Source organism: bacterium (assembly GCA_039961635.1).
Lineage (GTDB): Bacteria > 4484-113 > 4484-113 > JAGGVC01 > JAGGVC01 > JABRWB01.
On record JABRWB010000063.1, the window covers coordinates 43,322 to 57,386 of the forward strand.

11 protein-coding genes are annotated in these 14,065 nt (G+C 59.7%); 3 read left to right on the plus strand and 8 right to left on the minus strand.

Going from position 1 to position 14,065, the window contains the following annotated elements:
* Positions 1–99: 99 nt before the first annotated feature.
* The gene (locus tag HRF49_10030) at positions 100–2,427 is read right to left on the minus strand and encodes a DEAD/DEAH box helicase (protein ID MEP0814988.1); all 2,328 of its coding nucleotides are present in this window, start codon (positions 2,425–2,427) and stop codon (positions 100–102) included.
* A 113-nt stretch (positions 2,428–2,540) separates the two neighbouring features.
* Between HRF49_10030 and HRF49_10035 the strand changes: the two genes are divergently transcribed.
* On the plus strand, positions 2,541–3,578 hold the full coding sequence (locus tag HRF49_10035; protein ID MEP0814989.1) for a hypothetical protein: 1,038 nt from the start codon (positions 2,541–2,543) through the stop codon (positions 3,576–3,578).
* On the opposite strand, the gene carA is transcribed toward HRF49_10035, so the two are convergent.
* The 4 genes from carA to HRF49_10055 all read right to left on the minus strand — a co-directional run bounded on the left by carA (position 3,575) and on the right by HRF49_10055 (position 8,533).
* Positions 3,575–4,672 (minus strand): glutamine-hydrolyzing carbamoyl-phosphate synthase small subunit, encoded by a 1,098-nt coding sequence (gene carA / locus HRF49_10040; protein MEP0814990.1) that lies wholly within the window; start codon positions 4,670–4,672, stop codon positions 3,575–3,577. The genes HRF49_10035 and carA overlap by 4 nt on opposite strands.
* A gap of 4 nt (positions 4,673–4,676) precedes the next feature.
* Entirely contained in the window at positions 4,677–4,994 is a 318-nt protein-coding gene (locus HRF49_10045) for a hypothetical protein (protein ID MEP0814991.1), read from the minus strand.
* Positions 4,995–5,067: 73 nt separating this feature from the next.
* Positions 5,068–5,793, minus strand: coding sequence for a hypothetical protein (locus HRF49_10050; GenBank protein ID MEP0814992.1), 726 nt, complete (start codon positions 5,791–5,793; stop codon positions 5,068–5,070).
* A 37-nt stretch (positions 5,794–5,830) separates the two neighbouring features.
* Complete coding sequence (locus tag HRF49_10055) at positions 5,831–8,533, minus strand: TIGR03790 family protein (GenBank protein ID MEP0814993.1); 2,703 nt, start codon at positions 8,531–8,533, stop codon at positions 5,831–5,833.
* 121 nt (positions 8,534–8,654) lie between these two features.
* On the opposite strand from HRF49_10055, the gene HRF49_10060 reads away from it, so the two are divergent.
* Positions 8,655–9,023: a BON domain-containing protein gene (locus HRF49_10060; protein ID MEP0814994.1), complete on the plus strand. Its 369-nt coding sequence runs from the start codon at positions 8,655–8,657 to the stop codon at positions 9,021–9,023.
* Positions 9,024–9,081: 58 nt separating this feature from the next.
* Here the strand turns inward: HRF49_10060 and HRF49_10065 are convergent, their stop codons facing one another.
* Both HRF49_10065 and HRF49_10070 read right to left on the minus strand, forming a co-directional pair.
* A complete protein-coding gene (locus HRF49_10065) occupies positions 9,082–9,927 on the minus strand; it encodes a hypothetical protein (GenBank protein MEP0814995.1) in 846 nt (281 codons plus the stop codon).
* Between the two features lie 261 nt (positions 9,928–10,188).
* Complete coding sequence (locus tag HRF49_10070) at positions 10,189–12,240, minus strand: hypothetical protein (GenBank protein MEP0814996.1); 2,052 nt, start codon at positions 12,238–12,240, stop codon at positions 10,189–10,191.
* A 157-nt stretch (positions 12,241–12,397) separates the two neighbouring features.
* Here HRF49_10070 and HRF49_10075 point away from each other — a divergent pair, with 157 nt between their 5' ends.
* Complete coding sequence (locus HRF49_10075) at positions 12,398–13,441, plus strand: polysaccharide biosynthesis protein (GenBank protein MEP0814997.1); 1,044 nt, start codon at positions 12,398–12,400, stop codon at positions 13,439–13,441.
* 3 nt (positions 13,442–13,444) lie between these two features.
* Here HRF49_10075 and HRF49_10080 read toward each other — a convergent pair whose 3' ends face one another.
* On the minus strand, positions 13,445–14,062 hold the full coding sequence (locus tag HRF49_10080) for a hypothetical protein (GenBank protein ID MEP0814998.1): 618 nt from the start codon (positions 14,060–14,062) through the stop codon (positions 13,445–13,447).
* Between the last annotated feature and the right edge of the window lie 3 nt (positions 14,063–14,065).

Below are 14,065 nucleotides of genomic sequence, written 5' to 3' on the forward strand. Positions count from 1 at the left end.
TACGAAGGGACACGGCCAAAGACGCAGATCGCGGGAAGGGACGATCTTTCGCCGGTCTGGAGACTGACGGCATATTCCTGAAGGAAACAGCCGGCCGCGCTACCCGCCCGCGGCCTGAAGCGGCGGAACCCTGCGTCCCAGCAGCTCCATAAGAAACTCGCGGCTGCGGCGGGCGCCCGAGCCCGCGGTACCGTCGCCGACCTCGCTGAAAACGTCCTCGAACAGCTCGCGGCGTTTCTTCAATATTTTCACCAGGTTTTCCTCGATCGTGTTGCGGCATACGAAATGCCACGCGTTCACGCTCGATTTCTGGCCTATTCTGTGCGCGCGGGCGACGCGCTGGTCGACAATCGCCGGATTGAACGGCAGGTCGAAATTGACGACTATCGTCGCCGCCTGCAGGTTAAGTCCCGCGCTTCCCGCATCCGTGGACAAAAATATCTGCGCCTCCCCCCGCGCGAATTCCTGGATTATCTTCGCCCTGTCTCTGGGGCCGACGCCCCCGTGCAGGTAGCGAAACGTGACGCCCCATTTTTCGAGCTCGCGGGCCAGTATGTCCGCCATCCGCGTCCACTGGGTGAAAATAATCGCGCGGCGCCCCATCCCTTTCACCTGCTCTGATACGAGCACCGAAAGCTCCCGCAGCTTGGCGCTTTCCCTATGCTCCGGAAAAAGCATCTCCGGCGTGTCGCACACCTCGCGCAGCCGCTGCACCGTCGTCAGCATCGAATCGTATGCGACGCGATCCCACTCCTCGACCGAAAGGAACGCCGCGGCGCGTTCCTCAACGTCGCGGTAAATCTTGGCCTGGACATCGTCCATCTCCAGCCACCAGTAGCTTTCCACAAGCTCCGGCAGCTCCGGCAGCGTCTCCTCGCGCGTGCGCCGCAGGCTGACGCCGCTTATTCGCCGCGACGCCTCGCGCAGATTCCGGTAGCCCTGGATTCCGCCGAATTTGTCGGGCACGATGTAGCGTTCGCGCACAGCGATCGGGTTTTGCCCCAGCACCTCCGGATCTACGAAAAGCAGCACGTCGAAAAGCTCCATCAGCTCGTTTTCAAGAGGCGTGCCCGTGAGGACGAAGCGGTATTTCGCGGGCATCGAAACCACGGCCTTGTGGGTCTTGCTCTGCCAGTTCTTTATCCGCTGCGCCTCGTCGAGGATTATCGCGTCTGGGGCGAGCGACAAGAGCCCCCTGTGGTCGCGGAAAGACAGCTCGTAATTGACGATGAAGATTTCCGGGTAGCGGCCGACCGGCGCGCCTTGGCCGCGGCGTCTGCGCGCGTCGGCCATCGCGTAAATCTCGTCGCGGCGCTCCCTGTTACCCTCGATCACGACCGGAGAAAGCGGCGTAAACCTTTCGATTTCCATCTTCCATTGGTGCTTGATGGACGCGGGGCAGATAATGAGCGCGCGCGAAAGCCCTTCTTTTTTGGCCAGGACGCGCAGCGCGGCCAGCGCCTGCAAGCTTTTGCCGAGGCCCATGTCGTCGGCCAGCATCGCCCTGCCCGTATGCACGAGGTGGCGGACTCCGGTACGCTGGTAGGGATAGAGCATCGCCGAAACCGCTTCGTTAAGTTCCGCGTCGGAAACCGGAGTCGTAAGCATGGAGGGGGAGTGCGCACTTGAATGCATCACCGGATCAAACAGCTCTACCGGGGGGGAGGGAGCACGCCCGCCCGAAACCAGAATCGCCCGCAGCGCGCAGTCCCACGCGCCGCGCTGGATATGCACCGCGCAACCCTTGCTCGCCAGAACGCGCGCGGCCTCGGGCAACTGCCCCGGATTGGCCAGCAGCCAGCGCGCGGCTGGCAGCCCGTTGCGCTCGATGTAATCCCATTTTTCCAGATACTGCGCCAGCAAATCCGCGAACAGCTTTTTGAGCGTTTTCGGATGAAATCCAACTTCCACCTGATACTTGAAAAATTTGCTAGGAAGAAATGCGACAGTGCCCGACGCCATCGCCGCAAACGGCGCGCCGAAGCTCTTGTCGAACTCGATCAGCGCATCCGCTTCCTTCAGCCGCTCGCTGAATTCCCAAATCCGATCGGGCCGGAGGAGCACGCCGCCCTCGCCCGTGAACGCGGAAATCACGGCTGCTATGCGCGGCGTGGTGCGCGTGGACTTTTTCCTGGCGGCCATTTTGGTATTGCCGGCTGTTGAAATTCCGAAAAACACGACGGTGTGGACTTCGAGATAAGTGTTGTATCGCTCCACGGCCGCGGGATCGACCGAAATCGCGGGGCTCATCCCCTTCAGCTCGGACAGCAAATCCGGGAAGCGGATCGGGTCGTTCAGCGCCCGCCAGCGGTTGAAGTGTTTTCGGATGACGGATTGCGCGTGGCGCGGAAGCGCCTTCAGGTTGCCGGTGACGACAATCGATGTGCCGTACTTTCCTCCGACGGTGATTCGCGGCCAGTGGCTCACGGCCGGAGTATAACAGCTGCGCGCGGTGCTATTGGCGCGGCCGCGGGGCGCATTCGCTTCGGTTTCGCCTGCCGGAATTGAACATTTCGGGCCGGGGTATAATCAAAGCCTGTATGGGGAGATTCGTTGTTCCGGCGATTTGCGCGGCCATTTTGGCCGCCGGCTTCGCGTGCTCCGGCGGGATTATCAGACCGTTTTTCGAAAACGAAACCGACGCGGCGGTTTTCCAGATCGAGCAATTCAACATTCCCGTTTTGCCCAAGGACGCGGGGGTGTACCAGTTTTGGCTGGCCGCGGGCGAGACGCGCATTCCTCTGTACCAGTTCGTCGTCGCGGGAACGACGCTTTGGCCGCCGGAATACCTTGATTTGGAAGATCCCGCCAATCCGCCTCCGGGAATGACGAACCTCGGTACGCTGACGCGCACCGAATCCACAATCGATCTTCCCGAAGGCGTGGTCAAATCGGCGATAGACACCGTATTTCTTACGCTTGAACCCAAGGCGGAAGACGACGGCGAAATGGGGCAGGTGCTTTTGGCCGGGCGCGTAAATATCCGCGGCCGCTCGAATTTGACGCTCGACACCCAGAATGCTTACGGCGGTCTGCCGGATGTTTTCTCCGGCTCCGGAACCGCGATGCTGGCCGCGCCGACATACGTTCCGACCGGCGAGCCGGATGAGGTAATCCCGTTTTTCCGGGGGTTCTGGTTTGTCAAGACGCCGGAGGAAGGCGGCGCGCCGATTCCGGGGCTGGTTCTGCCCGACCTGACGCCGTTCGAAAGCTGGACTTACCAAGGATGGGCGTACAAGGCGAATCCAGAGGACGAAACGCAATCCATTTTGCTCGACCTCGGCCGGTTCGACAATCCCGCGGCGCCGGATCTTGACGGCGCGGGCAGCTCCGCGGGCGAAGGAACGCCATACGCGGCGCCTGGAAGCGATTTTATTAATTTCCTTCCCGAAGTGGACTTCCGCGAGGCAGGCTGGCAGTTTTACATCACCGTGGAGCCGGAGCCGGACAACGACGAATCCGGATTCGCATGGCAAATTCTTGAAGCTACGGTTCCTGCCAACGCGACGGCGGAAACGCTGATTACAATGGACAAGTTCACGGGGAATCAGCCGTTCGGAATCGCTCGAATCCTCTAGCGCGATTTCGCCTGTTCCATCAGCCGGACGAACTCGTCGAACAGGTAAAGATTGTCGCGCGGCCCGGGGCAGCCTTCGGGATGGTATTGCACCGAAAACAGCGGCAGCGAGCGGTGCTTGAATCCTTCCACCGAATCGTCGTTTACGTTCAGTTTCGTGAGAATCAAGTCGTGGCCTTCCGGCGGACGCGCGGTCGCGTAGCCGTGGTTCTGGCTCGTGATGTGCACCCTGCCCGTCTCCAAGTCCTTGACCGGATGGTTCGCGCCGCGATGCCCGAATTTCAGTTTGTACGTATCAACGCCGAAGGAAAGGCCGATTAGCTGGTGGCCCAGGCATATTCCGAACAGCGGATATTTGCCGGACAATTCCAGAATCGTATCTTTCAGATAATGCAGACACGCCTTCGGATCGCCGGGGCCGTTGGACAGAAACACTCCGTCGGGCGAAAACTTTTCGATTTCTGATGCCGGCGTATCCGCAGGAAATACGCGGGACGCGATGCCCCTGTCGCGCATCGCGCGCAGGATTCCGCGCTTTATCCCGCAGTCGAACGCGGCGACTTTGAACCGAGGCTCCTCGGGCGCTTCCCAATCGTACGGGGCATCCGGTGTCACTTCGCCGACCAGATCCTGCACGGATAAGTCGGGCCAATCCCTCGCCGATTTAACCGCCTCGGCCTCCGAAAGCTCGGATGTGATGATGCAGTTCATCGCGCCCGCGTCGCGCAGCCGCTTGGTGATTTCGCGCGTATCCACGCCTTCTATCCCGCGCTTGCCTTCTTCCGAGAGCCGGTCGGACAACTTCTTGATTGCGCGGAAATTGTCGATGCCGCCGTGCATCGTCGAGACGACGACGCCGTTTGCCCAAATCCGCCCGCTCTGGTCGTCCTCCGCCGTCCAGCCGTAGCAGCCTATTAGCGGGAACGTGAACGTGATTATTTCGCCGTGGTAGGACGGGTCGGTGAGTATCTCCTGATAGCCCGTCATGGAAGTGTTGAATACAAGCTCTCCGCCGATGGTTCCGGGAGAACCTATCAGGCGCCCGCGAAAAACATGCCCGTCTGCAAGGGCTAGGATGGCGGAATTGCTTGACACTGCGTTACTCCGGGCGCTCCGGCTTGGAGGGAACTTCCCGAGGCGCGGAATGAAGCTTGCTTACCGGCTCCAGGCTGTTTGCGGGAATGTGCAGCGGCAATCCAACAAGCTTCCTCAACGAGGATATCCTCTTTTCGATGCGCTCGCTGGTTTTGGCCAATGGATTGACCGGGTAAAGGTAGCTGAACGCTTTAAGCGCATAACGTTTTCGCGATAGAGATGCGGATTCGGCTCGCTCCTCGGGAGAGAACCCGTTGGAAAAAACGGGATAGTCGAACCGCGTAATTTTGCGCAGATTATCCGAACCTGGCTGCTGCTTCATAAGTTGCTCACCGGCGATGAGATGGCGCATTATAGCGCGTCGCCGCGTTCGCGGCAATAGTCCCGCCGCGTTTTCAGGATTCCGTCACGAACAGCCTGCGGATATCCTTCACCCGCGACTCATCATCCGACACGATTTCAATGACAAGCGTCCCAAACCGAAGCGTGCTTCCGGGAATGGATTTCCTTGCCGCGACCGTTGCGTAGACCATCTGCGCGTGCTCGGCCGAATCGCACAGCAGGTAATTCACGACCACGCGCTTTGTCACCCCGGGCAGAAATACCTGGTTCAGCGCCTGGACGATGCCGGGGCCGACCTTCTCCTCCAGCAGCTTCAATTCTTTCGAATCCGAATAGTGCTCGCCCGTCAGCATCCATTCGCCGGGCAGCTGTGGCGGGATGATCTTTGCCTGCTCGAGCTTCGAGACGTCCGGCAGAGCAAGAATCACGCGGCGCGCGAGGCCGGCTTCGGGAGTTATCACCTCGTAGATGCCGGAGCTGCTTTTGACAAGCGTAGCCCTCTGGTCGGTCAGCCGGACGGCCTCCATCAAAGCGTCCACATCCGAAGGTTTGCACTTGAGGAAGTTGAGCTGGTACTGGAACTCGCCTGCCCGGTAGACGTTGTAGAAGCCCGCAGTGATGCCCGTGCCGAATTTGTCGGAGAGCGCAGTCAACTCCTCGGCGGTGAGCGTGTATTCGGATACGACGGTCACCGGCTCGGTGAACCCGGCTCGGTGCAGCACTATCACGATCACCCCGATCGCGAAGACAATCAGCAAATACAAACGCCTGCGTTTCATCAGCCCCGACCTCCGTGCGAAGCGAGCGCCGCCCCGCCTAGTCCGTTATTGTACACAACGGGTCGCCCACGACGACTTCCACCCAGGAGACGTAACGCATGCTTCGATACAGCGCTTCAACCGAGGTGTCCCCCTGCAAATATCTGACAAAAGCGACGCTTTCATCGCCCACCGCGTCCGAAAGAGGCTCCCAGACGTTGCCGATTCCGCAAGTGCCGCCCATCCGGATGAAATCGGCAATGAGCGATTGACCGTTTCTGCCGCCTTCGGTGAAACTCCAGCCGTTGAAACTTTCGTACGTAATGAACATCGCGCCGGGGCGGTAAGCGAAATCCACGCCGGTCAAAATCCACTCGACTCCGGGATCGTTTGCTGCATGGACGCCATGCGAGCACAGGCCGATCAAATTCTGGCTTATTGTGTCGTCGTCAATGAAAGTGCGATTGACGAACGCGGGTGTGTCGTCTTCGAAAAGGTTTGCGCCGAAATTATTAAGAACCGTCGTTGCGCTTGGCCGCCCGTCGGCCGTTGGAGAATGCATCATGTCGTAATTCTTGTCGGACTGGTCATCAAGCACAATCCAGCCGTCGGTATTTCCCGGAGCCGCCTTCGAGCGATCCACTATCAACTTTGCTTCGTCTATCGTATATGCGTCGAGCCGGGAAACAAGGTATGCGAGCGTCAAATCTTCGTATGTGTACGCGAACGGTAGAAATGCGGCCGTTGGAACGAGTTCCGCGCGGAACGGATTAATATTGCGACCAGCGATGTTGTAATCGGCGTCGAAAATACAGCAAAGCTCGGCATCCACGCTTGCCTCGTCGTAATCGTTGTAGCTGCTTCCGCTGGCGCGCTTGATTTTAAGCGGAACGCCTTTGCAAAGCACAATAAATTTGATTTCATCCTTCAGACCGGTATCGGTCAGGTGCGCTTCTATTTCGGGGCGTATCGTGGAATCGTAGTAACCGCGCCGTACTATCTCCAGATTCGATTCGTCGGGATCGTCCCACGCCACTCCGTACAAATTCCCCGGGTCTATTCCGCGGCCCGTCGTGATATCCGCGTAATATTCCGCAAGTTCCTGGCTGCCCGGAAACACCGTACTGTAAACGACCAAAACATCCTCGCGCCCCGCAACAACCGTGACGTCATGCGTGACCGGCGCGCTTACCGCGCCGTCGTTGTCCACCACCGTAAGCGTAACCGTGAAAAGCCCGGCATTCGTCCAGGTGTGGTCGGCCTGCGGAACCGTCGTCACGTCGGGAGCAGTCGCGTCGCCCCAATCCCAGTGGTATTCCACCACCGTTCCGTCGGAGTCAGTCGAGCCGCTCGCGTCGAACCGCGGCGCGGAAGGAACGAGATTACGCATCGTTTGATCCGGGCCTGTCAGAACCGCGACGGGCGCGACCGCGGTGTACGCCTGCACCGGGGAGGGAACCGCGCTGGGGATTTGTTCCGCGCTGCGCGTGGTTATCACAAAGTAGTAATCAGTTAGCGGAGTTAATCCAGCGAAAGTGTGAGATGTTTCCGTCGGTGCCAGCGTCGCGTCCAGCGTGTAGTCTGCAAGGTCGCTTCCGCCTGTTGTGCTTTTCCAGCATAGGATTTCGGCCGCGACGGGATCGGTCAATGCATCCCATTCAATCGTCACGTTTTCGCGATCCACGAAAGTAGCGCGCTGGTTGGCCGGTGCCGCGGGAACCGGCGGCCGGAAGCTGTACGGCCTGTTTCCCCATGTTTCCTGCCCCGCTTCCACGCTTTCGGGGCCGAGCGGGACGACGCGCACTTCGTAATCGCCGTACGCTCCCAAATCGAGATAAAGCGAATGCCTCACCACCTGGTCGGCGGCCGGCGGCGCGGCCAGACCGACGGACGCAGCGAGCGTGTATTCGAACGGCTGCGCCGACTCGGCCTTGTATCCCAGATACACGTTGTATCCGGTCAGCGTCGAAAGGTAGTTGATCGCGATTGGAGTGATGTCGGAAACGCCCACTTCGCCGTTTTGGTCTCCGTCGGCCACCGCGAGCACGGTTCCCGACGTCGCGCCGTAAAACAGCGCAATCGGCGTGATATCGGCGACGCCCACCTCGCCGTTCTGGTCGTAGTCGCCCGTATTGCGCTGGTTCCATTGAACCAAAAGCCTTGGCGGTAGGTCGGCAAAAGAAACGGAAAGAAGCCCCGGTTTGTTGGCGACGCCCGAAGGCGGATGAGGCCCGGCCTGGCTTGGGGAACGCGCGGGGCCGGGTGCGACGACGAACCTGGCGAGCACTTCACCGCGCTCGATCTGAACCGGCGCAAGTCCGGCGAACGCCGCGCCCGCGGCAATCCTTCCGGGCAGCGATGCTTCGACCAAAGTCACCTGCGCGTCGGCAAGCGCGCCCGCAAATTCCGCGGAAACGCCGTGCCAGCCCGATTTATCGAAATGCAGCTCGGAGATTAACTCCGCAAGCTGCTGAGCACGTTCGGAGGATACGGTTACAACGGTGTTGCCGGATTCGGTTTCGGCGTACGCAGTCACGGCGGGGCCGCTTGCATAGCGCAGCGACAGTCCGCCGCCGAGTTCAATCGTGTCCCAGGCTCTGTCCGCAAGCGCGGGATAGGCAGGTGCCTTGACGCCGAATTCGCCGCCCGAGGGCGAGTTGGTGCGAACCGCGCCGCCGGTGCAGGACGCGGCGGCGAATGCGATCGAGAAAACGAGAACGAAGCGGACGGCCGTCCGGGAAAAGGTGAAACCGAAATTCATAATCCATCCTCCCGCGGCGGGGCGCGCGCCCGCCGCATTCCGGATTATACTTTATTCATCGCAAAAAATGGCAATGCAAAGCCCTGCCAAGGGTATAATTCCGCGTCGCCGGAGGTGGCGTATGAGGATATTGGCCGGATTGCTTTTTTTCGTTTTCATAATTTCGGTGGCGTCGTGCGACCAGCTGAAGAACGCGGTGATGGGCGACGACGGCACGAAAAACGACCTCGCAAAGGCGGTGCAGGCAAAACTTGACTCGGACGAGCTGCTTGCCGCCGCGGGAGTTGTCGCTAGCGCCGACCCGAAAACCGGCGAGGTGACGCTGCGGGGCGAGGTTTCGCTTCCCGAGCTGATTCAAAAAGCGGAAGAACTTGCCAAATCGGTTCCGGGCGTCAAGTCGGTCGTGAACCGGGTCATCATGCAGGAGCAGGACAGCGGGATGCTGCAGGAACCGGTAAACACGCCTGCCGGACAGGCGCTGGGATTCTAGCCGCGCAACCGCGTGCGGCGCGCGCGAAGGTAAAGAGATTATCAACCGGCGACCGGCGCTATTTCGAGCAACAACTGGAGCACTCGCCGTCCGCGGGCGGCGGAACCTCGAATGCGGGCGGATTCGGATCCGTTTCGACTGCCGACGCGGAATACGTTCCATCGCCGATAGTGACCGTCCATATCTGGCCGGGAACCGTCGCGAGACCGTAAAACGCGCCTAGCTCGTCGGGAATCGGCACCTTCACCCAGACGTGGCCGGCGAACTCCGGCGGCGCGCATTCCGGATAGCTGCCGGGAGGCATGAACGCGATGTGGTAAACGCCGTTTATCCCCATAAGCGCCCATCCGCCGACGCCGACCTGGACTTCGCCGGAGCCGAGGTAGCGGCTGCCGTCGAGCAGCGTGGACGTCCACGAAAACGACGAGACCGCGTTGGGGTCAACCGGTCTGTCCGCGAGCACTTCGAAGTCGTCGGACTTGATAAGCCAGGACTCGTTCTCCGCCGTCTGCTTTATATACAGCGTTCCGACGCCCGGCCGGAAAACCGTGAACCACTTTTCGCCGGGCGGGAAGGTTGGAGTTTCTTCGCTTTTGCGGATCGGCGTCGGGACGAAGTACATTTCCAAATGAAAATTCAACGAATATCCAACCACGTTGCCCGGATGCGAATGGGACACGACTTCCTGCAAAAAAACTGTTTCCATCTGAAAGGCAAGTTTGTCGCCGATGAATCTCGTTAAATTCCAAATCGGCCCCGGCTTCGGCGCGGGCGGCGTCCCCTCGACGTGCGCCGAATACAATTCCTCCCCCTGCGCGGCGGCGGGAGTTGCCGCGAGCGGGAAAGCCGCGGCGGCGGCAATGCACAGCGCCGTCAATGACGCAAACACCGAAATCCGTTTCATTCGATCCTCCGTGTTCAAGCCCTGCCCCAATGAAACCGGGGGAATTGTAGCATTTCCCTGGGAGTGCGGCATTTTATTGCCGCCTTCTACCGGCAAATTCAATTGCCGGAAAAACGACATCTCATTGCGATTGCCGCGGCGCGAAAACCATCCCCGGCGATGAATCACCGGATTAAAAGCGGAATTGAAATCCCGCACTCCGAAAAAAAACGGGCCGGGGACTAGCCCGGCCCGAGGAAATACAAGGTTTATCGCGGAATTTTACGGTCCCGGCGGCGGAGGTGTAGATGAGTCGTACCAAGCTCCGGTTCGCACCCAATGGACCGGCAGAAACTTGAATGGACTGATCGGCAGACTATCGTGCGTTGGGAACGGCTGGCGTTCCACAATGACATTGGACAAAATGCTGTCCGGATGTCCGGGTCTAACCCTGTAGTAGCCTGGATTTGTCTGGCTTTCAACCCATACCAAGCTATCGTAGATGGCCTGGGGATCTCCGGTCAAATTCAATCCACCCGGAGGACTTCCGCCTTGATGGCAACTTGTGCAATTCAAAGACGGCATCGCCAAAACGGTAGGAATTGTTGGCACATCCGCCGCGTCATTGAAATGCTTGCGATTGCCGCCATCAACGGTATATGTCACCGAAATCGTATCCTTGACGTTGCCGCCGATTTTTGCCGTGCACGTGATTTCATATGCTTGAAGTTCGCTCGCTACGTAAGAAATCGAACTTGTGGTTGCTCCGTCAATTTGATCGAACGCCCAGCCGTAATCGGGATCGTCATCGCTCCACTCAAAAACGACAGGACCCGCTCCGGTCAGATTGCCACTGGCGTCAATCGTTACGACCTCACCCATATCACCGCTGAAATCCGCGGTTATGTTCGAAAACTGAAAATCATCGCCGCCGGAGCCGGGGTCGTCAACGACTACGCCGTTCGCGGTGTTCTGGTTGGTCGTGTAGTTGGGCGGAACCGCGCTGTCGCGTGCGAGCACCAGGAACGTGTAATCCGTGCTCCAGTTGAGGCCGGTGACGCGCTTGGTGAACGGGCCGGCGCCCGCGTCGTTGTAAACCGCGGCGGGGGCGCCCGGATTGGCGGGGTTGAAGACGCCCGTCAGTCCGTAATACAGAACGTAACTCACCGGCGGCGAATTCGGCTCCGGATCGTTCGCGATGTCGGTAGCCGAGCCGAAAGTCACGTCAAGCGCCTGGGTATCGGGGACCTGTGCAACCGAAATGACGCCGACATCACTGTCCCAAGATGGCGGGGTGAGGTCGCTTGGAGGCGGCGGTGTGCCGCCGGTCGGCTGCTTGCTTACGCCGAACTGACCGAGCGCGGCGCCGTCATGCGGCACTGCGCGGAGTCGAAGCTGGTCGTTGTCGGGATTAAAACCGGTTATCCCTCCGGTGAACGACGCCGGAAGAACTGTCGAAAAGTACGGCCATGGGTCGAAAACCGTGACATCGCCGTACGCAAGATTAAGCTCCGCGGGCGCGCCGGCAACGGTGTCCGGCAGGAATGTGGTGCCGCCGTTCGTGGAATACTGGAGCAGGTAACCCGCAAGAACGGCCTGGTAGTTGAGCGCAATCGGAGTGATGTCGGACACGCCTATTTCGCCGCTCGAATCCCCATCAATCGGAGCCAGCGGATCGTCCGGCGAAGTGTACGATTCGTTGAAATTGATGGCAATGGGAGTGATGTCGGGGATACTGACCTCACCATCCAACGTATAGTCGCCGATGTTGCGCGCGTGAAAGTCCACCGTCAGGTCTCCCGATTCCTCCCAGTTGCAAGTCGTCAGAATGACGCGGTTTGCAGTTCCCGTCGGCGGCAATGAAGCGGTCCTTGTCGAGTCCGCGCCGGGCGAAAAAACGAGCGAAATGGCGTAAGCCTGCCCGTGTATGCCGAATGACTCATCGGCATTGGTAAAAATCACGCCGGCGTCAACCCCGTATTTGTTGGGAACCGCGATGAAAACGTTTTCCGTTCCGGCGAAGGATGCACCGGGCGCGCTGTCGCGGAGGTGCCACGCGGATGCATCGTACTTGACGCGGGCGAAAACGCCGCGTATGTCCAAACCGGTGGCGACGACGTTCACGCGCACATCGCCGGAATCCAGAGTTTCGGTTTCAAGCGAAGTGCCCGAAACCTTGCCGTAGGGAACCGTCCAGCCGGACGGGGTGTCGAGAACGAACGAAGGCGTACGCGACTCCGGGCCGCCGCCGCCCGTCCCGCACGCGAAGAGCGCCAGAACTGCAGCCGCAAGCACGAGCGACGCCGCATTTGAGAATTTATGATTCCTAATCACTAAATCTCCTCCCTTGAGGGAAAATGTAAGACGGAATATTATACCTTATCCCGTTGCGAATTGCATGTCTTTGCGGCCGGCAAACGGAGCACGCGCTGGTCAAGGCCGGGCCGGGCGGGACGATAATCATTTTGGTTTGAAAAACACGGCAGGCGGTATGGGCGAGGCGTCGGTTCGCAGTGCAATCGAAGGAAAAAGCGTGCTCGTCACGGGCGGAACGGGCAGCATCGGGCGCGAAATCGTGCGCCGGGTGCTTGAATACGGCCCGAAAGTTGTGCGCGTCTTCAGCCGCAACGAGTTCAACCAGTTCAAAATGGCCGAGGAATTCGGCTCACACAAGAACGTGCGATACCTGCTCGGCGACGTGCGCGACTACGACCGCGTGATGCGGGCTTGCGAGGGAGTGGACGCCATTTTCCATGCGGCGGCGCTCAAGCACGTCCCGACCTGCGAATACAACCCGTTCGAGGCCGTGAAAACGAACGTCGTCGGGACGCAGAACCTGATCGAGGCAGCGATACTGCACAACGTCGAGCGGCTCGTCGCGATCAGCACGGACAAAGCCGTCAGCCCCACGAACACGATGGGGGCGACGAAGCTTTTGGCGGAGCGGCTGGTGCTTGCAGCGAACCAGTACAAAGGCCAAAGGCGCAGCGCGTTTTCGGTGGTGCGGTTCGGCAATGTCCTTGCAAGCAGGGGAAGCGTGATTCCGTTTTTCATCCGGCAAATACGCTCCGGCGGGCCTGTGACGCTGACGCATCCCAAAATGCGCCGGTTCTTTATGAGCATTCCCGATGCGGTGAACCTCGTATTGACTTCCGCCGCGGAAACAAAAGGCAATGAAATATTCATCCTGAAAATGCCGGTCGTGATTATCGAGGATTTGATAGCCGTTTTGATCGACGTTTTCGCACCGAAGTTCGGACGCAAGGTTTCGTCCATAAAAGTCGAAACAATCGGGATACGCGCCGGCGAGCGCATCCAAGAAGAGCTGATGACCGCGGAGGAAGTGGCCGCGGCAAGTGAATCCGACAAGTTTTACGTCATCCCCGCGCAGTTCACGCCGCCGGTGCAGAACGGCGGGCCGGAACGCCTGGGTTATTCGACGCTATCGCAGGGCGCGCTGTCGCGCGACGAAATACGCGCGATGATCGAAGAAAAGGACTTAATCGAGCAATTCCTGCAGCTGATCGAGGATTGACGGTCACCTGCCGGACGTTGCGGATTTCCCGGATGAACCGGCTTCGGATTCATCATCTTCCGCCGACTTGACCAGATTGTCCTTTGGATCGCTTATCGTCTCGAAATAGCTCTTGACAAGCTCGCGATATTCCGGAGGGATGTTTTCGTTTTCCATCGCCTGCTCTGCCGCGTTGCCGTAAGCCGCCACGATGTCGTAGTACTCCGAAAGACTGTCAGCTTTGCTCGGAAGCGAAATCATTTCCTGCGCCAGAGTCTCGCCGCCCGAGCCCACCTTGCCGCGCACGCGCGTATTGTACGCGTCGCTCGGAATCTGCTCGGGATCGTAGGAGGGTACAAAGTCAATCGCGGTGCGCTCGTTTCCCTTGTCGGCGACATCCCGCCGGCTGCGCTCGCCCGCGTTCGTGCCGGGAGTTGGATTTGCGCGTGTCAGCGTCGAGCCTATTCCCCAGTCGCTCATCGCGTTGCCGCCCTGGGTGCGACCCTGGCCGCGGCTTCGCATACCCTGCAGAAGCGCGTCAAGCTCCTTGGAAAGACCGGCGAGCAATTCCGCGTCGGACACGCTTGAGCCGTCCATTCCCTGCCCCATCGCGTCGCTCAACTGGCCCAGCCCCTGGGCCATTCC

Excerpts from the sequence above, each read along its gene's own strand:
- HRF49_10080 (MEP0814998.1), bottom strand. The coding sequence starts at position 14,062 with ATGGCCCAGGGGCTGGGCCAGTTGAGCGACGCGATGGGGCAGGGAATG.
- HRF49_10055 (MEP0814993.1), bottom strand. The coding sequence starts at position 8,533 with ATGAATTTCGGTTTCACCTTTTCCCGGACGGCCGTCCGCTTCGTTCTC.
- HRF49_10045 (MEP0814991.1), bottom strand. The coding sequence starts at position 4,994 with ATGAAGCAGCAGCCAGGTTCGGATAATCTGCGCAAAATTACGCGGTTC.
- HRF49_10060 (MEP0814994.1), top strand. The coding sequence starts at position 8,655 with ATGAGGATATTGGCCGGATTGCTTTTTTTCGTTTTCATAATTTCGGTG.
- HRF49_10050 (MEP0814992.1), bottom strand. The coding sequence starts at position 5,793 with ATGAAACGCAGGCGTTTGTATTTGCTGATTGTCTTCGCGATCGGGGTG.
- HRF49_10075 (MEP0814997.1), top strand. The coding sequence starts at position 12,398 with ATGGGCGAGGCGTCGGTTCGCAGTGCAATCGAAGGAAAAAGCGTGCTC.
- HRF49_10065 (MEP0814995.1), bottom strand. The coding sequence starts at position 9,927 with ATGAAACGGATTTCGGTGTTTGCGTCATTGACGGCGCTGTGCATTGCC.
- HRF49_10035 (MEP0814989.1), top strand. The coding sequence starts at position 2,541 with ATGGGGAGATTCGTTGTTCCGGCGATTTGCGCGGCCATTTTGGCCGCC.